We start from the raw sequence: 18,855 nt of genomic DNA on the forward strand, positions 1-18,855 counted from the left end.
ATGCTCGCGATTGACGTCGACGTCTCCGCGGGCACCGAGCTCCTGCAGCAGATCATCGACCGGCTCGACAACCCCCGCGACGCACTCACCGTCCTCGGTGACCTGCTCGGCGACTACGAGCGCGAGGTCTTCGCCACCGACGGCTTCGGGACCTGGGCGACGCTTGACCCGGCCACCGTCCGAGCGAAGGACTGCAACCGGATCCTCGTCGACACCGGCGAGGCTCTGCGGCACCTGACCGGCAGCCCGGACATCTCCGGGGAGTCAGTCACCGCCTCCGGCCCGTCGTACCTCGACTACCTCCGACAGGGCGCTCGCGGGATGCCGAAGCGCGACGCCACCCCGACTCCGACCCCCGCCCACCTCGACGACTGGGCCGAGGGTCTCCTCGGCTCGCTCGTCCACGGGAGACGCCGATGAGCACCGCTACCGTCCGAGGCGCCGACGACCTCTGCGTCGCCGTCGAGAACCTGCTGCGCGAGAAGCTGCCCGTCCTGGTCGAGGTCCTCGGCCTGGAGGACCGGTACAAGCCGGTCAAGGAGTGGCAGCAGCTCCCCACCATCGAGGCGCTCGCGTCGGCACGGTTCCCCGCCGTCGCTATCACCTCGCCCGGCCTCACCGGCCCGCCGACGTACAGCCGCGCGAGCGACGCCTGGACAGCGACGTGGCGCATCGCCGTGGGGATCTACGACCGCGGCCGCGACCACGACGACACCCAGGCCCGCGTCCGGGACTGGTGCTCGTTCATCCGGACCGTCTGCCTCGTCAACCGCAGCCTCGGCGGCGTCGCTACCGGCGTCACCTGGGTCGGTGAGGAGTACCGCCTGGTCCCGCAGAAGGACAAGGCCCGCACCTTCGCCGGCGGCGCGGTCGCCCTCGACGTCACCGCCTCCGGCCTCTTCGACCTCGGCGCCGACGTCCTGCCCACGGTCCTCAGCACGCACCCGTCCCTCTCCGTCCGCACACACCAGGAGTAGCCGCATGTCCCGTCCTCAGATCATCGTCAACGTCACCGGGGCGCTCCCGCGCCGCGGGACGCCGACGGCGACCGGCACCGCCTTCCTGGTGTACGCCGGCGCCACCGGACCCACTGCCCCCAAGGAGTGCCTCTCCTCGGCCGACGCCACCGCGGCCGCCGTCCCGGACACCGTCGCCGCGTTCGTCGGCGACGCCCTGGAGCAGGGCGCCCCGAAGGTCGTCATCGTCCGTGCCACCGCGACCGACGTCGCCGCCGTCACCGAAGCCGAGTGGACCGCCGGCCTGCGGAAGCTGACGAAGGACTTCGGCCCGGGCCAGGTCTGCATCCCCGGCATCACGACCGCCGCGGCGTACGCCGCGCTGGTCGACCACGCCGAGGAGTTCACTGAGCGCACCGTGCTGCTCGACACCCCTTCGACCGTCGTCGCCGCGACCACGGCCACGGCCGCGACCGGTCTCAACGCCGCCGACGGCTCCATCCGGGCCAGCATGGTCGGCCCCTGGGTCACCGTCCCCGGCCCGGCCGGCACCACCCGCAACGTTCCGGGCTCCGTGATCGCCGCCGGCCTCGCCGCCCGCGGGGACGCCGCCGTGGGGCACACCAACCAGGCGCCGATCTTCGACCAGGGCCGCGACGCCGGGCTCGTGCGACGCGGGGTGACCGTCACGACCGTCTTCAGCGACGTCGACGCCGACACGCTGTACGACGCCGGGGTCAACCTCATCCGGCTCGTCAACGGGAAGCCGACGCTCACCGCCTGGCGGTCGCTGTCCGACGACCCCATCTTCCGCCAGCTCAACGTCGGCCGGCTCGCCATGTCGCTCGTCACCGGCATGAGCGGCACCATGCTGAAGTTCCTCGGCCGGCAGATCGACGGCCGTGGCCAGCTCTTCGCCGAGACCGAGGGCGCCCTCCGCGGGCTCCTGCTCGAGCTCTACGGCGCCGGCGCGCTCTACGGCGAGACCGCCGACGACGCCTTCGACGTCGACTGCAGCTTCGCCAACAACCCGCCCCAGTCGATCGCACAGGGGCAGGTCTTCGCGGCCGCCGAGGTTGCCGCCACCGCCCACACCGAGCGGATCACCATCGCCGTGGTGACCGCCGTCGCTGAAGGAGTCGCCGCGTGAGCACGCAGAGCCAGTACCTGATCACCGCTGTCATCGACGGGGCGCCCACCGGCGCCTGGGACACCCGCTCCGGCGGCGAGTCCACCGCCGACATCACCAAGCGCCGCCCGGGCGGGACCACGAAGGAGAAGACCTACGCCTCTCGGCCGACCACGGGCGCCGTCACCATCGGCCGCGGCTACGAGCGCGAGCGCGACATCGAGCTCGGCCGCCGGCTGCGGACCCGCAACGGCCGCGCGCGGGTCGTCATCACCGAGCAGCCCCTCGACGACGACGGCCTGCCTTGGGGCAAGCCGACGATCTTCATCGGCCGGCTCTCGTCCATCAACACCGGCGACGTCGACTCCAACTCCGACGAGCCCCGCGACTGCGAGCTCGTCGCCGAGATCGAGGAGGTCGCCTGATGGGCGACGAGTTCGAGGCCGACCAGCACGGGTACGGCGAGCCGTCGACCACCGGCGAGGTCGAGGCCGCGCCGGGCAGTGTGCTGGAGAGTATCCGCGCGCGCCGCGACCGCGCGAAGTCGGTGCTGTTCATCGACATCAAGGTCCCGCGGTACGACCCGCCGGTCTGGGTCCGGTTCAAGCCGACCGAGCAGAAGCGCATCGACGGTGCCGGCGAGCGGGCCCGCAAGAGCAAGGACGACGACCGCACGGTCATCGCCAACGCCGCGATCCTGGCCGAGGCCTGCATCGGCGTCTTCGAGGTCGTCGACGACGACAAGGTCTCGATCGACCCGACCGACCGCTCGACCGATCCGGCCGACTGGCCGAAGTTCGACAAGCGGCTCGCCCGGCTCCTGGAGATCCCGGCCGGGAAGGCGACCGACGTCGTCCGCGGCCTCTACCTCACCGACGGTGACATCATCTCCACCGCCGCCGACCTCGGTGAGTGGTCCGGCTACGCCCGCGACATGCTCGAGCAGGACACCGAGGGAAACTGACCGGCGACCCCGTCCTCATCGAGGGGGCGGCGGTCGCCCTCTCCCTCGGCTACGACCCGCTGCGCTACCTGGGCCACCACCCCGACGACCTCGTGCTCGTCACCGCGGTGCTGGAGAAGGCCCAGCAGATCCGTCAGGACCGCGAGAAGGCCCTGGCGGACTACCTCGCCGGCAAGACCGCCGGCCTGACCGCACGGTCCATCACCAGGTGGATCGCGCGCGCCTTCAAGTAAGAGAGGGGGAGTGCCGTGGCTGAGGAAGAGGTCGCACTCCGGCTCTCCCTGAAGGAGCGCCAGGCCGTCGCCCGCGGGCTCGTCGACACCAAGGGCGAGCTGCGCGACGTCGCCGAGACGACCGACGAGGTCGGCAAGGCTGGCAAGCGCGCCGAGCGTGGGCTCCTGGCCGTGGCCTCCGACAAGGTGCAGCGCGGTCTCCTGGCCGTCGCCCGCGGCGGGCGGAGCGTCATAAGCACCGTCGGCCGCGGCATCCTCGGCGCGACGAAGGTCGGCGTCGTCGGCCTCACCGCGCTTGGAGTCGCCGCGGCCGGGGTAAGCATCAACGCCATCGGACTCGCCGGCGACGCCCGCGAGACGGCGTCCGCCTTCGACACCGTCTTCGGTCCCTCCGCTCGTGGGGTGCAGAAGGACCTGAACGACCTCACTCGCCGCTTCGGGCTCTACAACCCCGAGCTCCAGGACGCCGCCCGCCAGTTCGGCGTCTTCGGGAAGGCCGCCGGCATCAGCCGCAAGGACCTGTCCGGCTTCTCCACCGACCTGGTGCAGGCCGGTCTCGACCTCGGCTCGTTCTACAACAAGGACCCCGGCGAGGTCTTCCAGGCGCTCCAGTCCGGCCTCTCCGGCGAGGCCGAGCCGCTGCGCCAGTTCGGCATCTTCATCTCCGACGCCGCGATGAAGGCCCAGGCCGCCCAGATGGGGCTCACCGGCGAGCTCAGCGAGCAGCAGAAGGTGATGGTCCGTCACCAGCTGATCCTGAAGAACCTCGGCGACGCCCAGGGCGACCTCGCCCGCACCTCCGGCGGGTTGGCCAACCAGCAGCGCGCCGCCGAGGGCCGGACCAAGTCGTTCTTCACGCTCCTTGGTGGGCCGATGGCCACCGCGGCGACCGGCTTCTTCCAAGGCTTCAACGCGATCGCCAAGGTCGCGATCCGCGAGCTCCGGGGGAGCCTGCCGCAGCTGGAGACCCAGGCCGGCAGCCTGTCGCGTCGGTTCGCCCGCTGGGGCCGCCAGCTCGCCCACGAGCTACCCAGCGCGATCGACACCACCGTCGCACGATGGGACGACCTGAAGGGCCGCCTCGAGGGCGTCTCCTGGGGTCGCACTCAGGAGCAGGTCGGCGACCTCGCAACCGATGTGCGCGACCTCGGCCCCGCGCTCAGCGAGGTCGGCCGCCAGCTCCCCGGGATTTCCGACATGCTCGAGGTGACCGGTGTCGTCACCGGCTTCCTCGCCGACCACACCGACCTCCTCGCGAAGGCCGTCCCGTACCTGGTGATCGGGTACGGCGCGCTGAAGGTCTCCCAGCTCGCCGCGAACATCGTCCTCGCCGCCTCGCTGCCGCTGAAGGTCGCCGAGCTGCTGGTGAACCGGAAGCTGACGAAGTCCAACCAGGCCCTCGTCGCGAGCCGCGGCGCCGTGGTCGCCGGCACCGTCGCCGAGACAGCGGCCGTCGCGGCGAACACCGGAGCGCAGAACGCCGGGATCCTCGCCCGCACCCGGGCACGCGTCGCCACGATCGCGCAGGCCACGGCCTCGAAGGCCGTCGCCGCGACCACCGCGATCTGGACCGCAGGTCAGTGGCTCCTCAACGCCGCCCTGACCGCGAACCCGATCGGTCTAGTCATCGTCGGCATCGCCGCCCTGGTCGCCGGACTGGTCCTGGCCTACAAGAAGTCCGAGACCTTCCGGACCATTGTCAACGGCGCCCTCCGGGCCGTCGGCAACGCGGCGATGTTCGTCTTCGGCTGGGTGAAGCGGAACTGGCCCACCCTCCTCGCCGTGCTCACCGGCCCGTTCGGCATCGCAGCCCTGCTCATCGTGAAGAACTGGGACCGGATCAAGGGCGGCGCGGCAGCAGCGAAGAACTTCGTCGTCGACAAGTTCAACGCGCTCGTCGGCTACTTCACGCGCCTGCCTGGGCGGATCTCGTCGGCGGCGTCCGGTCTCTTCAGCGGGATCAAGGAGGCGTTCCGCAGCGCGATCAACTGGATCATCGACAATTGGAACGGCCTCTCGTTCTCTATACCCGCCGTAGAGGTCCCGGGGATCGGCAAGATCGGCGGGGCCACCCTGAGCACTCCCGACATCCCGCGCCTGGCCACGGGTGGCCCGGTGGTCGCTGGCCGGCCGTACATCGTCGGTGACGGTGGCCGGTCCGAGCTGTTCGTCCCGCACCAGGACGGCGAGGTCCTCCCGCGCGTGCCTCCTCGGCTCGCCGCAGCGCCGACGCTCAGCCTCCCGGACGACGCGCTCGACCTCGACGAGGGCAGCCTCACCGTCGGCCCGGCCTGGCCCGGCGGCCCGATCGTCATCCAGCTCGTCCTCCCGAACGGGCGCGTCCTCGGCGAGGCCGTGCTCGACGACCTCCGCTCGCAGGAGGCGCGGCTGTGAGCACCCGCGTCACCATCCGGCCCGCCTCGCCGGCCGGGCCCGGGATCGTCTTCGAGCTCGACGGCAAGGACGAGCCCGGCGGCGGCGTCGGCGGCTGGGAGGGCCTGGAGCGGCCCCGCGCGGTCGCCGCCACGTACTGGAAGGGCAGCCCGGCTTACACCTGGACGATCCCGCTGCTGCTCGACGGGATGGAGGTCAGCCGCGGCGTCGACCGGGTCGTCGAGGCCGAGTGCGCGCGGCTCGCCAGCTGGGGCCGGGCCAGCCGGCCGAAGAGGGTCACGATCCCGCCGCCCGTGCTGCAGGTCATCGGACCCGTGCACTTCCCGGCCACCACCCGGTGGGTCCTGACCGACATCGCGTGGGGCGACGTCGAGCGCGACGCTGCCGACCGGCGGATCCGGCAGGCCGTGACCGTCACGCTGCTGGAGTACGTCGCCCCGCAGCTGGTGAAGAGCCACGCGAAGAAGGCTCGCGGCAAGGGCAAGGGGAAGGACAAGAGCAAGGGCAAGGGCGGCAAGAGCTGATGCCCGCCACCGACACGCTCCGCGACATGGTCATGGAGCGGCTCACGCTCGTCAGCGGCGGGAAGCGCGGCGGCCGCGTCGACCTCCTCCAGGCCATCAACGGCGACCCGACCGTGAAGCAGACCATCGACGGCGCCTCCACGCTCGAGGTCGTCGTGGTCGACCAGCACCGCAAGCTCCTGCGCGGGCGCAGCCCGCTCGACGAGCGCAGCTGGGCCGTCTTCGACGGTCTGCACTTCGAGCTCGTCGCCGTGTCCAAGAGCGCCGACCTCATCACCCTCACCTTCGAGGACGCGATCGTCGCCGCCCTGCGCCGGCGCACCGGGAAGTTCTCCATCAAGCCCGGCAAGGTCACCCGCCGCGAGCTCGCCCAGCGCCTCGCGCGCGAGGCCAAGATCGACGTCGCCGTGGACCCCGACAAGCGGGGCCCGATCCAGCGCGTCGTCGAGCGGTCCACGGGCGGCGAGCGCTCCAACTCCTGGGAGGTGCTCGGCGAGGCCGCCGAGGACATCCGCTGGCGCCGGTTCTCCGATGGCCGCCGGCTCGTCATGGGCTCCGACACCTGGCTCGTGGCCCGCGACTCCAGACCGACCACGATCCGGGAGTACTCCGGCGGCGTCCACGACATCGACTTCACCCTCGACGTCGGCCGCCGTGCCTCCGAGGCGTCCGTGACCGTCGACGTCGCCGCCTGGGACCTCCCACCCGGTTCGGTCGTCATCGCCGAGGAGATGGGCCCCGCCGACGGCCGCTGGCTCGTCTCGGAGATCTCCCGCTCGATCACCTCGCCTCGGGCCTTGGTCACGCTCACCCGAGCCAAGGCCGCGCTGAAGGAGCCGAAGCGGGAGCGGAACAAGACCAAGGGCGACGACGGCGACCCGGACTTCACCCCCGGCCAGGACGGCACCGACACCGGCGGCTCGGCGTCCGGCGCCCGGGAGCGGATGGTCCAGTTCGCCCTCGCGCAGGCCGGTGACCCCTACGTCTGGGGCGCGTCCGGGCCGGGCTCGTGGGACTGCTCCGGGCTGGTGCAGGAAGCCACCCGCGCTGGCGGGAACGTGCTCGCGAAGCCGTCCGCCAGCCAGTGGGCCGCGGTCCAGCAGGCCGGGAAGACGATGAGCGTCGATGAGGCGCTCCGCACCCGTGGCGCGCTGCTGTTCATCCAGAACGGCGAGATCCGCCACGTCGCGATCTCCCTCGGCAACGGTTCCACCATCGAGGCGAAGGGCTCGGCCTACGGCACCGGCGTCTTCAAGGCCTACGCCCCGCAGTACACCGGAGCCGGGTGGTGGGTCTGATGGCCAGTGTCGACGACCTGGTGCAGCGCAGGCCCGCCCGGAAGACCCGCCCGCCCGTCACCGCAACCGTGACCACCTCCGACGACTCCGGGGTCTACGCCACCCCCCTCGACGGCGACAACCGCACCCCGCACGGCCCGTGCCTCGGCGGCACCCGCCAGGCGCTGACGTCGTCCGGGCAGAGCGGCTACGAGCTCACCACCGAGCAGCTGCCCGTCGACACCCTCGTCCTGCTCGTCTTCACCGACGGCGGCCCCTGGATCGCAGCCTGGGAAGGAGCCTGATGGCCCGCACGCTCGCCCTGCCCATCGCCGTCGGCCGCGACCGGGGCCTGACCGCGCACGAGCAGGACAGCGAGGCCGAGATCGCCCAGTCCGTCGCGCTGCTCGCGGACACCCGGCCCGGGGAGCGTGCCGCGCTGCCCGACTACGGACTGCCCGACCCGGTCGGCTCCGGCCTCGACGCCGACCTGCTCGTCGGCGTCGTGACCGAGTGGGAGGAGCGCGCAGACCCCGCCGACGTCGAGGTCCTCGTGGCCGCCGCCGTCCAGGCCGCCGCCGTGCACCCGTCCGCCTACGTCGACACCGACAGCGAGGAGTCCTGATGCCCTGGGAAGACCTGGAGCTTGCCGTCGACGAGGACGAGCTGATCGAGCGGATCCTCACCGGCATCGCCGACCGGCTCGACGGCTGGGAGCCGAACGAGGGCGCGCCCGAGGTCGCGCTCGCCGAGGAAATCGGCCGAGAGACCGCCGAGACCAACGCCCTGGTGATCGAGGCCGGCCAGCTCGCCCTCGCCGGCATCGGGGAGACCGTCTTCGGGCTCACCGCACGCACCGCGGCCTATGCCGTCATCCCGGACGTCGCGATCAACCTCCGCGTCGTCTACCAACTGCAGAACACCCAGGTCTACCCGCCGACCATCGACCGCGACGTCGCCATCCCGGCCGGGTTCACGATCGTGGCCGACGGCGTCGCCTTCCAGACCACCGCGGACATCACCGGCACCGTGACCATGACGACGATCGCGGGCAAGTTCTACACCGCCACCGTGCACACGCCGATGACCGCGATCACCCCCGGCACGGTCGGCAACGTCCCGGCCGACACGCCGGTCACGATCATCACCAGCGCCCGCGACGTCGCTAGCGCCGTCATCGCCGAGGACGCCGACGGCGGCGTCGACGAGGAGTCCCTCACCGACTACCTCTCCCGGCTCACCGACTACCTCTCCACCCTGCGCCCGGGCGGCGTCCTGGCCGCCGATCTGGTCACGCTGGCCCGCACCGTGCCCGGCGTCTACCGCGCGCTCGCGATCGACCTATACGACCCGGCCACGCCCAACGTGCCCCAGGAGCGGACCGTCACGATCATCGCGCTCGACGCCGCCGGCGAGGCGGTCGACGGCTCGACGGCCACCGAGCTCGCCGCCACGCTCGAGGCCGTCCGCGAGGTCAACTTCCGCATCGTCCTCGCCCCGCCGAAGCACACCCTGGTCGACGTCGAAGCCGAGGTCGTCGCTGTCCCCGGCGCCGACCACGCGACCGTCGAGGCCGCCGTCCGCGCCGCGATCCTCGCGCTCATCGACCCGGCCAGCTGGGGCACCACCCCAGGCGACCCCCGCTCGTGGGTCGAGCGGACCGTGCTCCGTCCCCTCGACCTCGCGATCGCCGCCTCCCAGGTCCCTGGCGTAGCCACCGTGACCAGCACGACCGTCCACGACTCCGAGGGCATCACCACCCTCGACGGCCCAGGTGCGCTCCCTGCCGCGGTCGGGCCGGACGTCACCGACTCCAAGATCACGGTCGTCGTCACGTGAGCGTCGCCGAGCGCGTCCTGGGAGGTCTCGGGGCCGCGTTCCGACGCCGCGCCGGTGAGCAGCTGACGCCGCTCGTCGAGGGTCTCACCGATCCGCTGGATCGCCCGGCCGCGCTCGTACAGCCGACAGCGCGAGGCTGGGCAGCCGCCTTCGACCTCGAGCAAACCCCCGATCCGGCCTGGCTCGGTCGCGCCACCGGCACGCCCATCCCGGATGGACTCACCACCGAAAAGCAGCGCGACCTTGTCCGCACCCGGTCTCAATGGCGCCGTGGTACCCCTCGTGCCATCAAGGGCGCCGTCCAGACCGTCCTCACCGGCGCCACGAAGCGCGTCGACGTCCTCGAGCGCACAGATGACCCCTGGACGTTCAAGATCCGCGTCTGGGCCTCCGAGGCACCTGAGGACCTGCCTGACGTCATCGCGGTCGCCGCCACGCAGAAGCCCGTCGGGCTCCGGATCGACCCGGAGGTCGAGGTCGTCGACCACGACGCCACGTTCGCCCACCTCACCGAGGTGCACGGCACCTTCGCCGAGCTCGCCGAGGCGTTCCCCACCCTCGGATCCATGACCCCGCACGTGCCCGAGGAAGGGACGATCTTCTGATGCCCGAGACCACGCCGAACGGGGCGCCGTACCCGCTGCCGAGCGACCCCAACGACGTCCCCGGATACCTTAAGGCGCTCGCGGAGTGGGCGGACGAGCAGCTCGCCGCCGGCGCCGAGTTGAACGACGCCACGATGAAGGCGGCGCTCGAGTCCGGCGGCCTGTTCGCCACGGCCGTCACGGCCTCTATTGACGGGGTCGTGGCGCCGGCGGTCGCGACCGAAGAGGCCCGGTCGAACGCCGCCTACGCGCCCAAGCAGATTGCCCCCACGACGGCCGCCGCGGTCGGGGTCTACGACCGCCGGCTGAACGTCTACAACCTGAAGCCCAAGCACCTCCGCAAGGCACGTGCCCGGCTAGCGGCGGCCCGCGCGGGCGTCGGGACGTTCTCGTGGGCCATGGTGGGAGACTCGACCGCTGCGGGGGTCGGGGCGGCCGTGGCGACCACCAGCCTCCCCGCGCTCGTCGCGAGCCTGCTGAGCGCCCGCGGGGTGCTGCTGACGTCGTCCGGCCTGGCGCTCGGGACCTACGGGACCATCAACGACGTCCGGGTCACGAAGACCGGCACGTGGGGTGCTCGGTCCGGCGACGCCAACATGGCGTTCACCGTCACGGGCGGCGACAAGATCGTGTTCGCGTTCACCGCCACCGACGGGATCCAGCTGCAGCTGTTCTTCGGCCGCAAGTCGACCGCCTTCACGGTCAAGATCGACGGCGCCGACATCACCGGGGGCACGCTCACGGGCGCCACCCGCAGCGGGGCCACGATCACCCCCGACAACACCGAGGCGCTCGGCACCTACGTCAGCCCGGCCCTCTCGGGAGGCGCGCACACCATCGAGGTCACGCTGACCACGGGCACGGGCAACCGCCTCGAGGTCATCGGTGCCGAGCAGGTCCGCTCCGGCACCGGCCTCCGCATGATGAACTTCGGAGTCGGCTCCACGAAGATCGCCGCGCTGGCCGCGACCGGGACCAACTGGTTCAAGAACGGCCACCTGCCGGTCGCCGCCGCCCCCGCGGGGTTCGCCGCCGACCTGGTCTCGCTCGACATGGAGATCAACGACGCCACGCCGGGGAGCGCGACCATGGTCGCGACCTACAAGGCCGACTACCAGACGGCGATCGACCGGCTCCGCGCCAACGGCGCCGACCTGATCCTGCACACCAGCAACCCCTGCAACGGCTACGACTTCACCGCCTACACGAAGGCGATCTACGAGCTGGCGGACACCAACGACCTCCCGGTGATCGACTTCCAGGACCGCTGGGCTACCTATACGTCCGCCAACGGCTACGGCCTGATGTCCGACAACCTGCACCCCAACGCGAGCGGCTACACGGAGAAGGCGCAGGCGCTGCTCACGGCACTCGGGTTCGCAGCCTAGGATCAGCGCCGTGCCCCGGATGGATCTTCGCCTTTTCCGGGGCTCAGCACTCTCCCTCGCATCTCAGGGCATCGGCGTCATCCAGCTCTTCGCGCTGCTCTGGCGCACGGGAGCGACCAACGCCACCGACGCCTACTTCTACCTCTTCAACCTCGGACTACTGCCGACTCAGATCCTCACGGTCGGCGTCATGTACCCGATGATGCTCAGTGACGACCGGCTCTCGCGGCCCGGCGCACGACGCTTGATGCTCGCCGTGCCGGCCCTCAGCATCGCCTCGGTCCTCGCAGGGTCCGGGTGGCTTGCGGCGGCTGGGCGCGTCCCCGACTCACTGCTGCCGGTCGTCGTACTTGCGGCTGCGAACGCTGCCGTCCAGGCCGTTCTCTGGCAGCGGGCGATGGCCGCGGCCGCGAGCGGGAGCCCAGAGTGGGAGGCGGCTGTCGCGCTACCCGCGAACCTGTTGGCCACGGCCGTCATCGCCGTGCCGTTGTCGTCGTCGACAGCGACGGTGACAGCCATGATGTCGGCGCTGCTCATCGGCAACACGGGATTCTTGCTGGCCGCTCTCTACCGGAAGGCTGGCCGGCCAGCGCTCGATGGCCTGCCAGAGGAGCGGACCGCGCGACGTGGCACCCACTGGTGGTTCCTGGGCAAGTCCGGAACCGGCTACGGCGGCCTGATGGTCCTTCAGTCCCTCGCGGTGCTGCTCCCAACCTCGGCGCTCACGTTCCTGTCGATCGCCATCAAGATCGTCGGGTCCGTCGCAGCCACGTTCGTCAACTCGGTCATGCCCAAGCTGGTGCATCAGGGCACGACCTCTCCCGAGGGTGGGCGGAGGTTCCTGCGGCTCACCGCCGCGACGATCGCCCCGGTCGGGGTCGTCGGCGTCATCGGGGTCGCAGTGGTTCGTCCGGACCTCACGCTCGGCGCGCTGGTGATCGCCCTGTGGCTGCTCGCGTCCTCGTCGGCCGCTACGGCACAGCGCATGGCCTTTCGGTTTCTCGCTCCCAGCGCGTCCCGCGTGACGCTGGTGGCGGTACCCGTCGTCGTGCTGCTCGCCGCGGGGTCAGCCAGCCGCGACAGTTTCGAGCTCGTGACTCTGCTCTGCGCCTACGCGGGCGTGGACGCGCTGGTCGGCGCACTGCTGCTCCTGGCCCTGCGTGACCGGCTGATGAGTGCGGTCGTCGGCGCCATCACGGGCGCGCTGGTCACGATCTGGGTCGTGACGCTCGCTACTTGATGCGCGGGCCGAACATCGAAGAAATCACGTTCTCGTACTCCTCGGCGATCTGGTCGACCGTGCGCTCGTCGCTACGCCGGTCCCCGATGCGCGGGCCGTAGGAGTCTCGGTCCTTCGCGTCGATGTACTCCACGGTCAGCTCGAGCAGTCGCTTGCCGGTCTCGTTCGCCATGCGCCGAGGGTACTCGTGCCCGCCGAGGCTCTAGCGGGCTGCGGGAACAGAGCTCCGTCCCGCATCTCGCGCTTGGAGCCTGTCCTTCAGTCGGAGTGCAGGGGCCTCAACAAAGTGCCAGCTGAGCGTGGCCGCGGCGATCGTCAGGAGGGTCGCCGCAAGGCCCTCAGTCGTGGTGAGGTTGCGTAACTCGTCACCCCGGATCCACGACACGATCAGGTAGTTCCAGAGGTACGCCGCGTAGGAGATGAGCCCCAGCAGTTCGAAGGCTCGCATGGGTCGACTGAGGTCGCCGCTCCAGAGCGATACGCGGAAGATCAGAATGATGGTGAGAGCGGCGATGAGCGGGCCCCCGACCAGGTAGGTCCACCAGTGGTCCTTGGCGTCCTGGACGAGGCTGAACCCCACCAGCACAACGACGGCAGTAGTCGCCAGCACCTGGCCGCGCCTGCCAGTGGTCACGCGACCGAGCTGGTCTCGATAGATGTAGGCGGCCGCGCCGGCGATCATCGTCACGCCCCAGCTCGTGGGCAGCGTGTACACCTTGAAGGTCTCGGGCGACACCAGGAAGATCGAAGCCGCGCATGCGAGGAGCGCCGCAACTGCAGTCAGCCAGACGAGCGCTCGAAGCCGCTCGAAGCGGACTGCGAGGACCAGCATGGTCGGCCACACGAGATAGAACTGCTCCTCGACAGCGAGAGTCCACAGGTGAGACATGCCGATGCTAATCGGCGGCCCGATGGGCAGGTCGGCGGTGTACGTCAAGGCGAGCAGCAGCGTGCCTGGCACGCGGCCTCCGTCGCCGAGACGTTCGGTCACGGTCTCTCCGACTGCGAACACGGCGAGCACGAGGAGCAGCGCTGGGGCGAGACGCAGCACCCGGTTGCGGTAGAAGCGGCGGAACGACACGCGCCCGGACTTCTCGATCTCGCGGACCAGGATGCCGGTGATGAGGTAGCCGGAGAGCGTGAAGAAGACGACGACACCCACCAGCCCGCCGCCGTGGAACCGCGGGAAAGCGTGGCCGAGCAGGACTAGGCCGATGGCGAGTCCACGCAGCACCGTGAGGCCGCGGAGGCGGTGGGACGTCAGGGACATGGCGCACATCCTCGCGTTCCGACGCGGCGGGCGCAGTCGGTTCCGCCACATCGTCCTGCCGATCCGAGCAGTAGGCCGGGACTGCTGTCCTCCTTCTCCTGAACCCTTCCGCGCTCTACCGCCCCGCGACGAGCGAGGCGCCAGCCTGCCTCCAGGAGGTTCCGAGTGACCGAGTCGAGCGAGCTCAGAGACGCCGTCACCGAGTTGAAGGGCTCCATCGACCGGCTGCGTGACGAGCTCGTCCGGAAGGACGTGTACGCCGTCGACCAGAAGCTGCTGACCAAGCAGATCGACGACGTTGACGCCGACGTGAAGGAGCTCGAAGGTCGCATCGAGAAGGCCGACGAGCGGCGCGCCGCTGACCGTCGGCTCCTCATCACCGCGTTCGTGCTGCCCCTCGTCCTGCTGGTGATTCAGCTGTACCTCGCCGCCCAGACCGGGGGACCGTCATGACACGCCTGCACCGCGTCGCGTACGTCCTGCTCGCCGGCGCGACCCTCGCCGTCGTCGTGCTCTGGATGACCACCCTGACCAGCCGCGTCGAGTCCGTCGAGCACGAGCGCCGCGAGGCCGCGGAAGCCGCGAACGCCAACGCGGCCGCCGTCAACCAGCTGGCCGACCAGGTCGAAGACCTCGGCGGCACGCCCATCGTTGAACCGAGCAGTCTGCCCACCGTCGGGCCAGGACCGGCCGGCCCGGCTGGTAGCCAGGGCGAGCCCGGCCCGTCCGGACCACCAGGCCCGAGCGGGTCGTCCGGTCCCCGAGGTCTGCCCGGGTCGGACGGGGGCGACGGGACATCCGGCACGCCTGGCGCCACCGGCCAGGACGGAGCGTCCGGACCCCCTGGCCCAATCGGGTCGCAGGGTCCGCAGGGTCCGCAGGGCGAGCGCGGCGAGAAGGGCGAGCGCGGCGACACAGGGCCTCCGGGTGCCACCGGAGCGGCCGGTGCCGCCGGGCCCGAGGGACCGGCCGGCTACCCCGAGTCCTTCACCTACGTCGACCCGGGCACCCCGCTCGAGGGCGACGAGATCACCTACGTGTGCACCGACCCGGACGGAGATCGGTCCTACACCTGCGAGGTCCAGTGACCGAAGTCCTCGACGCCCTCCGGGCGCTCAACGTCCCGCTCTCTCTGGCCGCGCTTGCAGGTCTGCTCGTCCGCGCCAACGACATCTACGCCGCCCTCACCTTCGGACGGCGCCTCGCCTGGGCCGGCGTGCTTCTCCTGTTCGTCGCCGCCACCTCCGGCTCGGCGATCAAGTACGTCCGCCACGCGCCCACCGACGTCAGCGTCCCCGTCGTGACCCTCGCCTGCTCGCTCGTGGTCGTCGGGCTCTGGCTCTCGCGCGGTGAACGCGAGGACCACACCCCCACCTGACCGACCCCATCTCGAACCGCCGGCACGCCCGTGCTCGGCGGCGCTCACCCCTGCCCACACCAGCCAGGAGACTCCATGCCCCGCACCTTCCTCGACGGCCTCGCCGCGATCCGCCGCATGGCCGCCGACCGCGTCGACATCGGCGCCGGCAACTGCAAGCTCCGCACCCGCGAGGCCTTCGCAGTGCCCAGCAACGGCACCCCCGGCGCGTCCGCGTCCTGGGCGGCGGCGCCCGACCAGCACCCCTCCAGCAACCCGCTCGACGCGCCGCCGCTCTCTTTCGGTTGGATGACCGGCGGTGGCCAGGGCCACGGGCACGTCGTAGTCGTCGACGAGCAGGGCGACATCTGGACGCCGGGCGGGCCCACCGACGACGACGCCTGGTACGAGACCACCGCCGCACGGCTGCTCGACCGGTGGCCGAACCTGCGTTGGGTCGGCTGGACCCGGTCGATCGACGGCCAGTACCCCGCGCTCCCGACCGTCGCGGCGCCAGCCAAGCCCGCGTCGCAGACGAATCGGTACGGCGCGATCGCCGCGGCCATCAAGGCGCTGAAGGTCGCCCGTGGGGTCGCGGCCGCCCAGGGCGACACCGCCGACCGCAAGCGCATCGGCCGCCGGATCATCGCGCTGCGCAAGGACTACCGCGAGCTGCGGCGCCGGGCATGAACACCACCGAGACGGTCCTCGAGCGTCGATCCTACGGCGCCGGCCACCGCGAGAACGACGCCCACATCTCCCTGCGCTACGACGTCCCGGCCAAGACGATCGCGAAGTACGTCGCCAGGGTCGTCCGCGCCGAGCAGTTGACGTCGTTCACCACAACCGAGACCGGCGCCCGGATGCGCCGCCTCATCGCCCGCGAGCTCGGCGCCGGGTGGATCGTGACCCGCAGCGGCGAGTACGTCATCGCCGTGAAGCGATCGGTCTACCGGCGGCACCGCTGGGTGCTCTACCGCCGCTGGACCCGCGCCTACAAGGCCGAGCGCGAGGCCTGGCGCGACCTCTGGGGCCACTTCCGGATCTTCGTGCATCGCCAGTCCGGCGCGCTCGTCGCGCTCGGCGCCCTGCACCCGCCCGCCCGCGTGCAACAGGGCAGCGGCTGGAACGAGGACGACAACCCGCTCGGCGTGCTCGCCCACCACCAGGGCATGAGGAAGGTCGGCCGCTGGGTCGGCCGCGCCGAGAACCGGTGGCCCGGGATCGTGATCCGCATCGGGATCGACACCAACCTCGACCTCCGCATCGCCGAGTTCCGGACCTACCTCCACGAGACCACCGGCCTCGACACGATGTGGGACAGCAAGCGGCCGCCGGCCGGCCAGGGCTCGCACGACGGCGGACGCGTCATCGACGCCCGACTGTCCAACGCCCGCATGAGCGACCCGCACCTCGTGCCTGGCGAGCTCCCGTCCGTCGTCGTCGACGGCAAGCGGCGCCGCGTCGACCACCGCGCAGTCGCCGGCGTACTGCACATCCCCGAGGCCGCGTGATGCGCCTCGACCACCAGAGCCCGCTCGCCGCGGCTGCCCTGCTCGTCGGCCTGACCGTCCTCCTCGTCACCTACCGCATCAGCAACCCGAAGGAGCACCGATGAAGACAACCATCCGCCGGATCCGCAAGGCCCTCGTCGCCGGCATCGGCGCCGGCTTCTTCGCCGGCACCGCCGGCCTCGCCGCCGGCATGGCCGACGGCAACCTCACCGGGTCCGAGACCGTCATCGCCGCCGGCCTGGCCCTCGGCGCTCTCGCCTCGGTAGGCGGCGCGACGTGGGGGGTCCGCAACGAGCCCGCCACCGAGGAGGCCTGACTGGCCAGCTGCTCCGCGCCGACCCGCGCCCCGCTCTCCTCCGGGAGGGCGGGGCGCTCTTCGGCTTCTAGCAGCCGGTGAACCGGTCGCGCAAGGCGTTTTCGCGGTCGAAGGATGAGCGACGCACGCGAGCGGTGGACGCAAGCCCCGCGCACCTAGTACTTGCACGGGCGGATGACTGCGCTGGGCGACCTGTCCAGCACCGTGCTGGACCGAGTGGAAGAGGTGAAGGACCTAGACAAAGGCACCGTCTTGAACGCTCACCCGGGAGAGCCCAGATTGCCCATGACCGAGGAGGACGCGACGCAAGGAGCATCGGCCCACTACCCCTAGACCTGCACCGACCTGGTGCATGGCGGCCGCGAGGGGCGAACTCGCGGCCGCCGAGATCCAGCACACCTCGTAGAACGGAACGGGAATGAACCGTAACTCTCCGCCGGACCAGACCTCCATGATGGTCTCGGTCATCAACTTCGCCGTCAACCTCACGGCCAACGCCGGTGGCACTCTCCTGGCGTCGGTCATCTGGAGGTGGTGCATCGAGCCCCGGCTCTAGCGAGCGCCGGGCAGGACGGTCTCCGCTCGCCGCGCGGGCGAGCGGAGACCGGCCGCCGTGCCCTCAGGTCGTGATCCTGCGCGCGACCTACCGCCCCACTGGCGACACCTCGGCCGAGACCCGGGTGCTCGACATCGAGCAGCCGACCTACGACGAGGCCTGGGACTACGCGCGCGAGCAGACCGCCGGCGGGGAGCAGCTGATACACGTCCAGCGGATCGAGGACTAGCGGCGCATGAACCGTCTGCGGCCGGGCACCTTCTTGGTGCCTCGCGGACGGTCACGGCGCGGAACTGGGCGGCCCTTTCGACTCCCGAGACGGACGGGGCCGCTCCTCCGCTCAGGACTTCACCTCGTCGACCAGCCGCACTAGTGCCGCCGACATCCAGCCCGCGCGCTGCTGGGGCCGCACGTTCCCGCCGCCCGTCACGTAGCTCACCAGGTACTCCCAGAAGCCGTTCTCGTCGCGACGACGATCCCACGCGAACCCGGGGCACTTCTCGTGCCACTGCCCGGTCGGCGCGACCCAGACGTGCCGCGGGACCATGTGCCCGCGGTTCGTCGTCGCGTCGCCCGTGATGTTCACCGCGGCAGGCTACCCAGCACCCCTGACATGATCACGCCGTGGCAGACGACCCCGATTGGCTGACGTGGCCCCAGGCCGCTGAGCTCGTCGGATGTCCGATCTCCACGATCGAGCATCACGCCCGCACTGGCCGCATCACCCGCCGCCCCGGCCAGGGCCGCCGCAGCGGCAGCCTGAACCGCGAGTCGGTCGAGGAGTTCGCCGCCTGGTGGCGCGAACACACCGCAGGGCTGCAGGAGCGCCGCCAGCACCGCGAGGACCGCCGCATCCGACCGCCCGAGCCCCAGGGATGGATCCCGGCGACGGGGGCCGCCGAGCGGCTCGGGTACGCCCACTCCGACCATGTCGTCTACCTCGCACGGCAGGGGCGCCTCGAGGGTCGCAAGGTCAACGGCCGATGGTGGGTCCGCGAAGCTGAGGTCGAGGCGTATCGCGAGGACCGAGACCGGTGGATCTCGTGGCTCGACGCCGCGCAACTGGTCGGGTGCAGCCACGAGACCATCCGCCGCGCCGTCGCCGATGGCCGCATCGAGAAGCGCGTCGTGCACCGCGCGCAAGCCTCGCTCTCCCGGGCGTCGGTCGAGCGGTTTGCGGAGAACCGGCGACGGTGATTCGGCGCCGCTACTTGCCGGTCCCCGCGTGACTCCGAGCAGCAGCAGGCGCCGACGACACGCCTGGCTAGCACCTGCCGGATCTGCCGAGATCGG

At 71.2% G+C, this 18,855-nt stretch carries 27 protein-coding genes; 24 read left to right on the top strand and 3 right to left on the bottom strand.

Annotated elements, in window-relative coordinates; genetic code table 11:
- The 15 genes from BLT76_RS05215 to BLT76_RS05280 all read left to right on the top strand — a co-directional run bounded on the left by BLT76_RS05215 (position 1) and on the right by BLT76_RS05280 (position 12,549).
- Positions 1-420 (top strand): hypothetical protein, encoded by a 420-nt coding sequence (locus BLT76_RS05215; RefSeq protein WP_090851738.1) that lies wholly within the window; start codon positions 1-3, stop codon positions 418-420.
- Entirely contained in the window at positions 417-977 is a 561-nt protein-coding gene (locus BLT76_RS05220; protein ID WP_090851741.1) for a hypothetical protein, read from the top strand. Before BLT76_RS05215 ends, BLT76_RS05220 begins: the two co-directional genes overlap by 4 nt.
- Before the next feature lie 4 nt (positions 978-981).
- Positions 982-2,106: a phage tail sheath protein gene (locus tag BLT76_RS05225; RefSeq protein WP_090851745.1), complete on the top strand. Its 1,125-nt coding sequence runs from the start codon at positions 982-984 to the stop codon at positions 2,104-2,106.
- Positions 2,103-2,510 carry a hypothetical protein gene (locus BLT76_RS05230; protein WP_090851748.1) on the top strand — a complete coding sequence of 136 codons (408 nt, stop codon included), beginning with the start codon at positions 2,103-2,105 and terminating at the stop codon, positions 2,508-2,510. Before BLT76_RS05225 ends, BLT76_RS05230 begins: the two co-directional genes overlap by 4 nt.
- Positions 2,510-3,049, top strand: coding sequence for a hypothetical protein (locus BLT76_RS05235; RefSeq protein WP_090851751.1), 540 nt, complete (start codon positions 2,510-2,512; stop codon positions 3,047-3,049). Before BLT76_RS05230 ends, BLT76_RS05235 begins: the two co-directional genes overlap by 1 nt.
- 92 nt (positions 3,050-3,141) lie before the next feature.
- Positions 3,142-3,282, top strand: a complete 141-nt coding sequence (locus BLT76_RS25590; protein ID WP_170866939.1) for a hypothetical protein — start codon at positions 3,142-3,144, stop codon at positions 3,280-3,282.
- 15 nt (positions 3,283-3,297) lie between these two features.
- A complete protein-coding gene (locus BLT76_RS05240) occupies positions 3,298-5,676 on the top strand; it encodes a phage tail tape measure protein (protein WP_090851753.1) in 2,379 nt (792 codons plus the stop codon).
- Positions 5,673-6,200 (top strand): hypothetical protein, encoded by a 528-nt coding sequence (locus BLT76_RS05245; RefSeq protein ID WP_090851756.1) that lies wholly within the window; start codon positions 5,673-5,675, stop codon positions 6,198-6,200. The genes BLT76_RS05240 and BLT76_RS05245 overlap by 4 nt, the downstream gene beginning before the upstream one ends.
- Entirely contained in the window at positions 6,200-7,498 is a 1,299-nt protein-coding gene (locus BLT76_RS05250; protein ID WP_090851759.1) for a C40 family peptidase, read from the top strand. Before BLT76_RS05245 ends, BLT76_RS05250 begins: the two co-directional genes overlap by 1 nt.
- Entirely contained in the window at positions 7,498-7,782 is a 285-nt protein-coding gene (locus BLT76_RS05255; RefSeq protein WP_139175424.1) for a hypothetical protein, read from the top strand. The genes BLT76_RS05250 and BLT76_RS05255 overlap by 1 nt, the downstream gene beginning before the upstream one ends.
- A complete protein-coding gene (locus tag BLT76_RS05260; protein ID WP_090851765.1) occupies positions 7,782-8,102 on the top strand; it encodes a GPW/gp25 family protein in 321 nt (106 codons plus the stop codon). Before BLT76_RS05255 ends, BLT76_RS05260 begins: the two co-directional genes overlap by 1 nt.
- Complete coding sequence (locus tag BLT76_RS05265; RefSeq protein WP_139175425.1) at positions 8,102-9,316, top strand: baseplate J/gp47 family protein; 1,215 nt, start codon at positions 8,102-8,104, stop codon at positions 9,314-9,316. Before BLT76_RS05260 ends, BLT76_RS05265 begins: the two co-directional genes overlap by 1 nt.
- Complete coding sequence (locus BLT76_RS05270) at positions 9,313-9,921, top strand: hypothetical protein (protein ID WP_090851771.1); 609 nt, start codon at positions 9,313-9,315, stop codon at positions 9,919-9,921. Before BLT76_RS05265 ends, BLT76_RS05270 begins: the two co-directional genes overlap by 4 nt.
- The gene (locus tag BLT76_RS05275) at positions 9,921-11,309 is read left to right on the top strand and encodes an SGNH/GDSL hydrolase family protein (RefSeq protein ID WP_090851774.1); all 1,389 of its coding nucleotides are present in this window, start codon (positions 9,921-9,923) and stop codon (positions 11,307-11,309) included. The genes BLT76_RS05270 and BLT76_RS05275 overlap by 1 nt, the downstream gene beginning before the upstream one ends.
- Positions 11,310-11,319: 10 nt before the next feature.
- On the top strand, positions 11,320-12,549 hold the full coding sequence (locus BLT76_RS05280) for a hypothetical protein (protein WP_090851777.1): 1,230 nt from the start codon (positions 11,320-11,322) through the stop codon (positions 12,547-12,549).
- Here the strand turns inward: BLT76_RS05280 and BLT76_RS05285 are convergent.
- Positions 12,542-12,721: a hypothetical protein gene (locus BLT76_RS05285; RefSeq protein WP_090851780.1), complete on the bottom strand. Its 180-nt coding sequence runs from the start codon at positions 12,719-12,721 to the stop codon at positions 12,542-12,544. The two genes, BLT76_RS05280 and BLT76_RS05285, sit on opposite strands and share 8 nt — an antisense overlap.
- A 30-nt stretch (positions 12,722-12,751) precedes the next feature.
- Positions 12,752-13,819 (bottom strand): acyltransferase family protein, encoded by a 1,068-nt coding sequence (locus tag BLT76_RS05290; protein ID WP_170866940.1) that lies wholly within the window; start codon positions 13,817-13,819, stop codon positions 12,752-12,754.
- A 165-nt stretch (positions 13,820-13,984) separates the two neighbouring features.
- Between BLT76_RS05290 and BLT76_RS05295 the strand changes: the two genes are divergently transcribed.
- The 8 genes from BLT76_RS05295 (at position 13,985) to BLT76_RS25600 (ending at position 17,791) form a co-directional block, all read left to right on the top strand.
- Positions 13,985-14,272, top strand: a complete 288-nt coding sequence (locus BLT76_RS05295) for a hypothetical protein (RefSeq protein ID WP_090851786.1) — start codon at positions 13,985-13,987, stop codon at positions 14,270-14,272.
- Positions 14,269-14,907, top strand: a complete 639-nt coding sequence (locus BLT76_RS05300) for a collagen-like protein (RefSeq protein WP_090851790.1) — start codon at positions 14,269-14,271, stop codon at positions 14,905-14,907. The genes BLT76_RS05295 and BLT76_RS05300 overlap by 4 nt, the downstream gene beginning before the upstream one ends.
- Entirely contained in the window at positions 14,904-15,197 is a 294-nt protein-coding gene (locus BLT76_RS05305) for a hypothetical protein (RefSeq protein WP_090851793.1), read from the top strand. The genes BLT76_RS05300 and BLT76_RS05305 overlap by 4 nt, the downstream gene beginning before the upstream one ends.
- 75 nt (positions 15,198-15,272) lie before the next feature.
- Positions 15,273-15,866 (top strand): hypothetical protein, encoded by a 594-nt coding sequence (locus tag BLT76_RS05310; protein WP_090851797.1) that lies wholly within the window; start codon positions 15,273-15,275, stop codon positions 15,864-15,866.
- Positions 15,863-16,690, top strand: a complete 828-nt coding sequence (locus BLT76_RS05315) for a hypothetical protein (protein WP_090851801.1) — start codon at positions 15,863-15,865, stop codon at positions 16,688-16,690. The genes BLT76_RS05310 and BLT76_RS05315 overlap by 4 nt, the downstream gene beginning before the upstream one ends.
- A gap of 100 nt (positions 16,691-16,790) precedes the next feature.
- On the top strand, positions 16,791-17,006 hold the full coding sequence (locus BLT76_RS05320; protein WP_090851804.1) for a hypothetical protein: 216 nt from the start codon (positions 16,791-16,793) through the stop codon (positions 17,004-17,006).
- Between the two features lie 418 nt (positions 17,007-17,424).
- Positions 17,425-17,562: a hypothetical protein gene (locus tag BLT76_RS25595; protein WP_170866941.1), complete on the top strand. Its 138-nt coding sequence runs from the start codon at positions 17,425-17,427 to the stop codon at positions 17,560-17,562.
- A 70-nt stretch (positions 17,563-17,632) separates the two neighbouring features.
- On the top strand, positions 17,633-17,791 hold the full coding sequence (locus BLT76_RS25600; protein WP_170866942.1) for a hypothetical protein: 159 nt from the start codon (positions 17,633-17,635) through the stop codon (positions 17,789-17,791).
- Positions 17,792-17,902: 111 nt separating this feature from the next.
- Here BLT76_RS25600 and BLT76_RS05325 read toward each other — a convergent pair whose 3' ends face one another.
- On the bottom strand, positions 17,903-18,148 hold the full coding sequence (locus tag BLT76_RS05325) for a hypothetical protein (protein WP_090851807.1): 246 nt from the start codon (positions 18,146-18,148) through the stop codon (positions 17,903-17,905).
- A gap of 38 nt (positions 18,149-18,186) precedes the next feature.
- On the opposite strand from BLT76_RS05325, the gene BLT76_RS05330 reads away from it, so the two are divergent.
- Positions 18,187-18,759 (top strand): hypothetical protein, encoded by a 573-nt coding sequence (locus BLT76_RS05330; protein ID WP_090851810.1) that lies wholly within the window; start codon positions 18,187-18,189, stop codon positions 18,757-18,759.
- The last annotated feature ends 96 nt before the right edge of the window (positions 18,760-18,855 follow it).

The sequence above is a fragment of the Nocardioides lianchengensis genome, assembly GCF_900101465.1.
In the GTDB taxonomy this organism is placed as follows: Bacteria; Actinomycetota; Actinomycetes; order Propionibacteriales; family Nocardioidaceae; genus Nocardioides; species Nocardioides lianchengensis.

Excerpts from the sequence above, each read along its gene's own strand:
- BLT76_RS05215 (WP_090851738.1), top strand. The coding sequence starts at position 1 with ATGCTCGCGATTGACGTCGACGTCTCCGCGGGCACCGAGCTCCTGCAG.
- BLT76_RS05220 (WP_090851741.1), top strand. The coding sequence starts at position 417 with ATGAGCACCGCTACCGTCCGAGGCGCCGACGACCTCTGCGTCGCCGTC.
- BLT76_RS05225 (WP_090851745.1), top strand. The coding sequence starts at position 982 with ATGTCCCGTCCTCAGATCATCGTCAACGTCACCGGGGCGCTCCCGCGC.
- BLT76_RS05235 (WP_090851751.1), top strand. The coding sequence starts at position 2,510 with ATGGGCGACGAGTTCGAGGCCGACCAGCACGGGTACGGCGAGCCGTCG.
- BLT76_RS05250 (WP_090851759.1), top strand. The coding sequence starts at position 6,200 with ATGCCCGCCACCGACACGCTCCGCGACATGGTCATGGAGCGGCTCACG.
- BLT76_RS05255 (WP_139175424.1), top strand. The coding sequence starts at position 7,498 with ATGGCCAGTGTCGACGACCTGGTGCAGCGCAGGCCCGCCCGGAAGACC.
- BLT76_RS05260 (WP_090851765.1), top strand. The coding sequence starts at position 7,782 with ATGGCCCGCACGCTCGCCCTGCCCATCGCCGTCGGCCGCGACCGGGGC.
- BLT76_RS05265 (WP_139175425.1), top strand. The coding sequence starts at position 8,102 with ATGCCCTGGGAAGACCTGGAGCTTGCCGTCGACGAGGACGAGCTGATC.
- BLT76_RS05275 (WP_090851774.1), top strand. The coding sequence starts at position 9,921 with ATGCCCGAGACCACGCCGAACGGGGCGCCGTACCCGCTGCCGAGCGAC.
- BLT76_RS05285 (WP_090851780.1), bottom strand. The coding sequence starts at position 12,721 with ATGGCGAACGAGACCGGCAAGCGACTGCTCGAGCTGACCGTGGAGTAC.
- BLT76_RS05290 (WP_170866940.1), bottom strand. The coding sequence starts at position 13,819 with ATGTCCCTGACGTCCCACCGCCTCCGCGGCCTCACGGTGCTGCGTGGA.
- BLT76_RS05300 (WP_090851790.1), top strand. The coding sequence starts at position 14,269 with ATGACACGCCTGCACCGCGTCGCGTACGTCCTGCTCGCCGGCGCGACC.
- BLT76_RS05310 (WP_090851797.1), top strand. The coding sequence starts at position 15,273 with ATGCCCCGCACCTTCCTCGACGGCCTCGCCGCGATCCGCCGCATGGCC.
- BLT76_RS05315 (WP_090851801.1), top strand. The coding sequence starts at position 15,863 with ATGAACACCACCGAGACGGTCCTCGAGCGTCGATCCTACGGCGCCGGC.
- BLT76_RS05320 (WP_090851804.1), top strand. The coding sequence starts at position 16,791 with ATGAAGACAACCATCCGCCGGATCCGCAAGGCCCTCGTCGCCGGCATC.
- BLT76_RS25595 (WP_170866941.1), top strand. The coding sequence starts at position 17,425 with ATGAACCGTAACTCTCCGCCGGACCAGACCTCCATGATGGTCTCGGTC.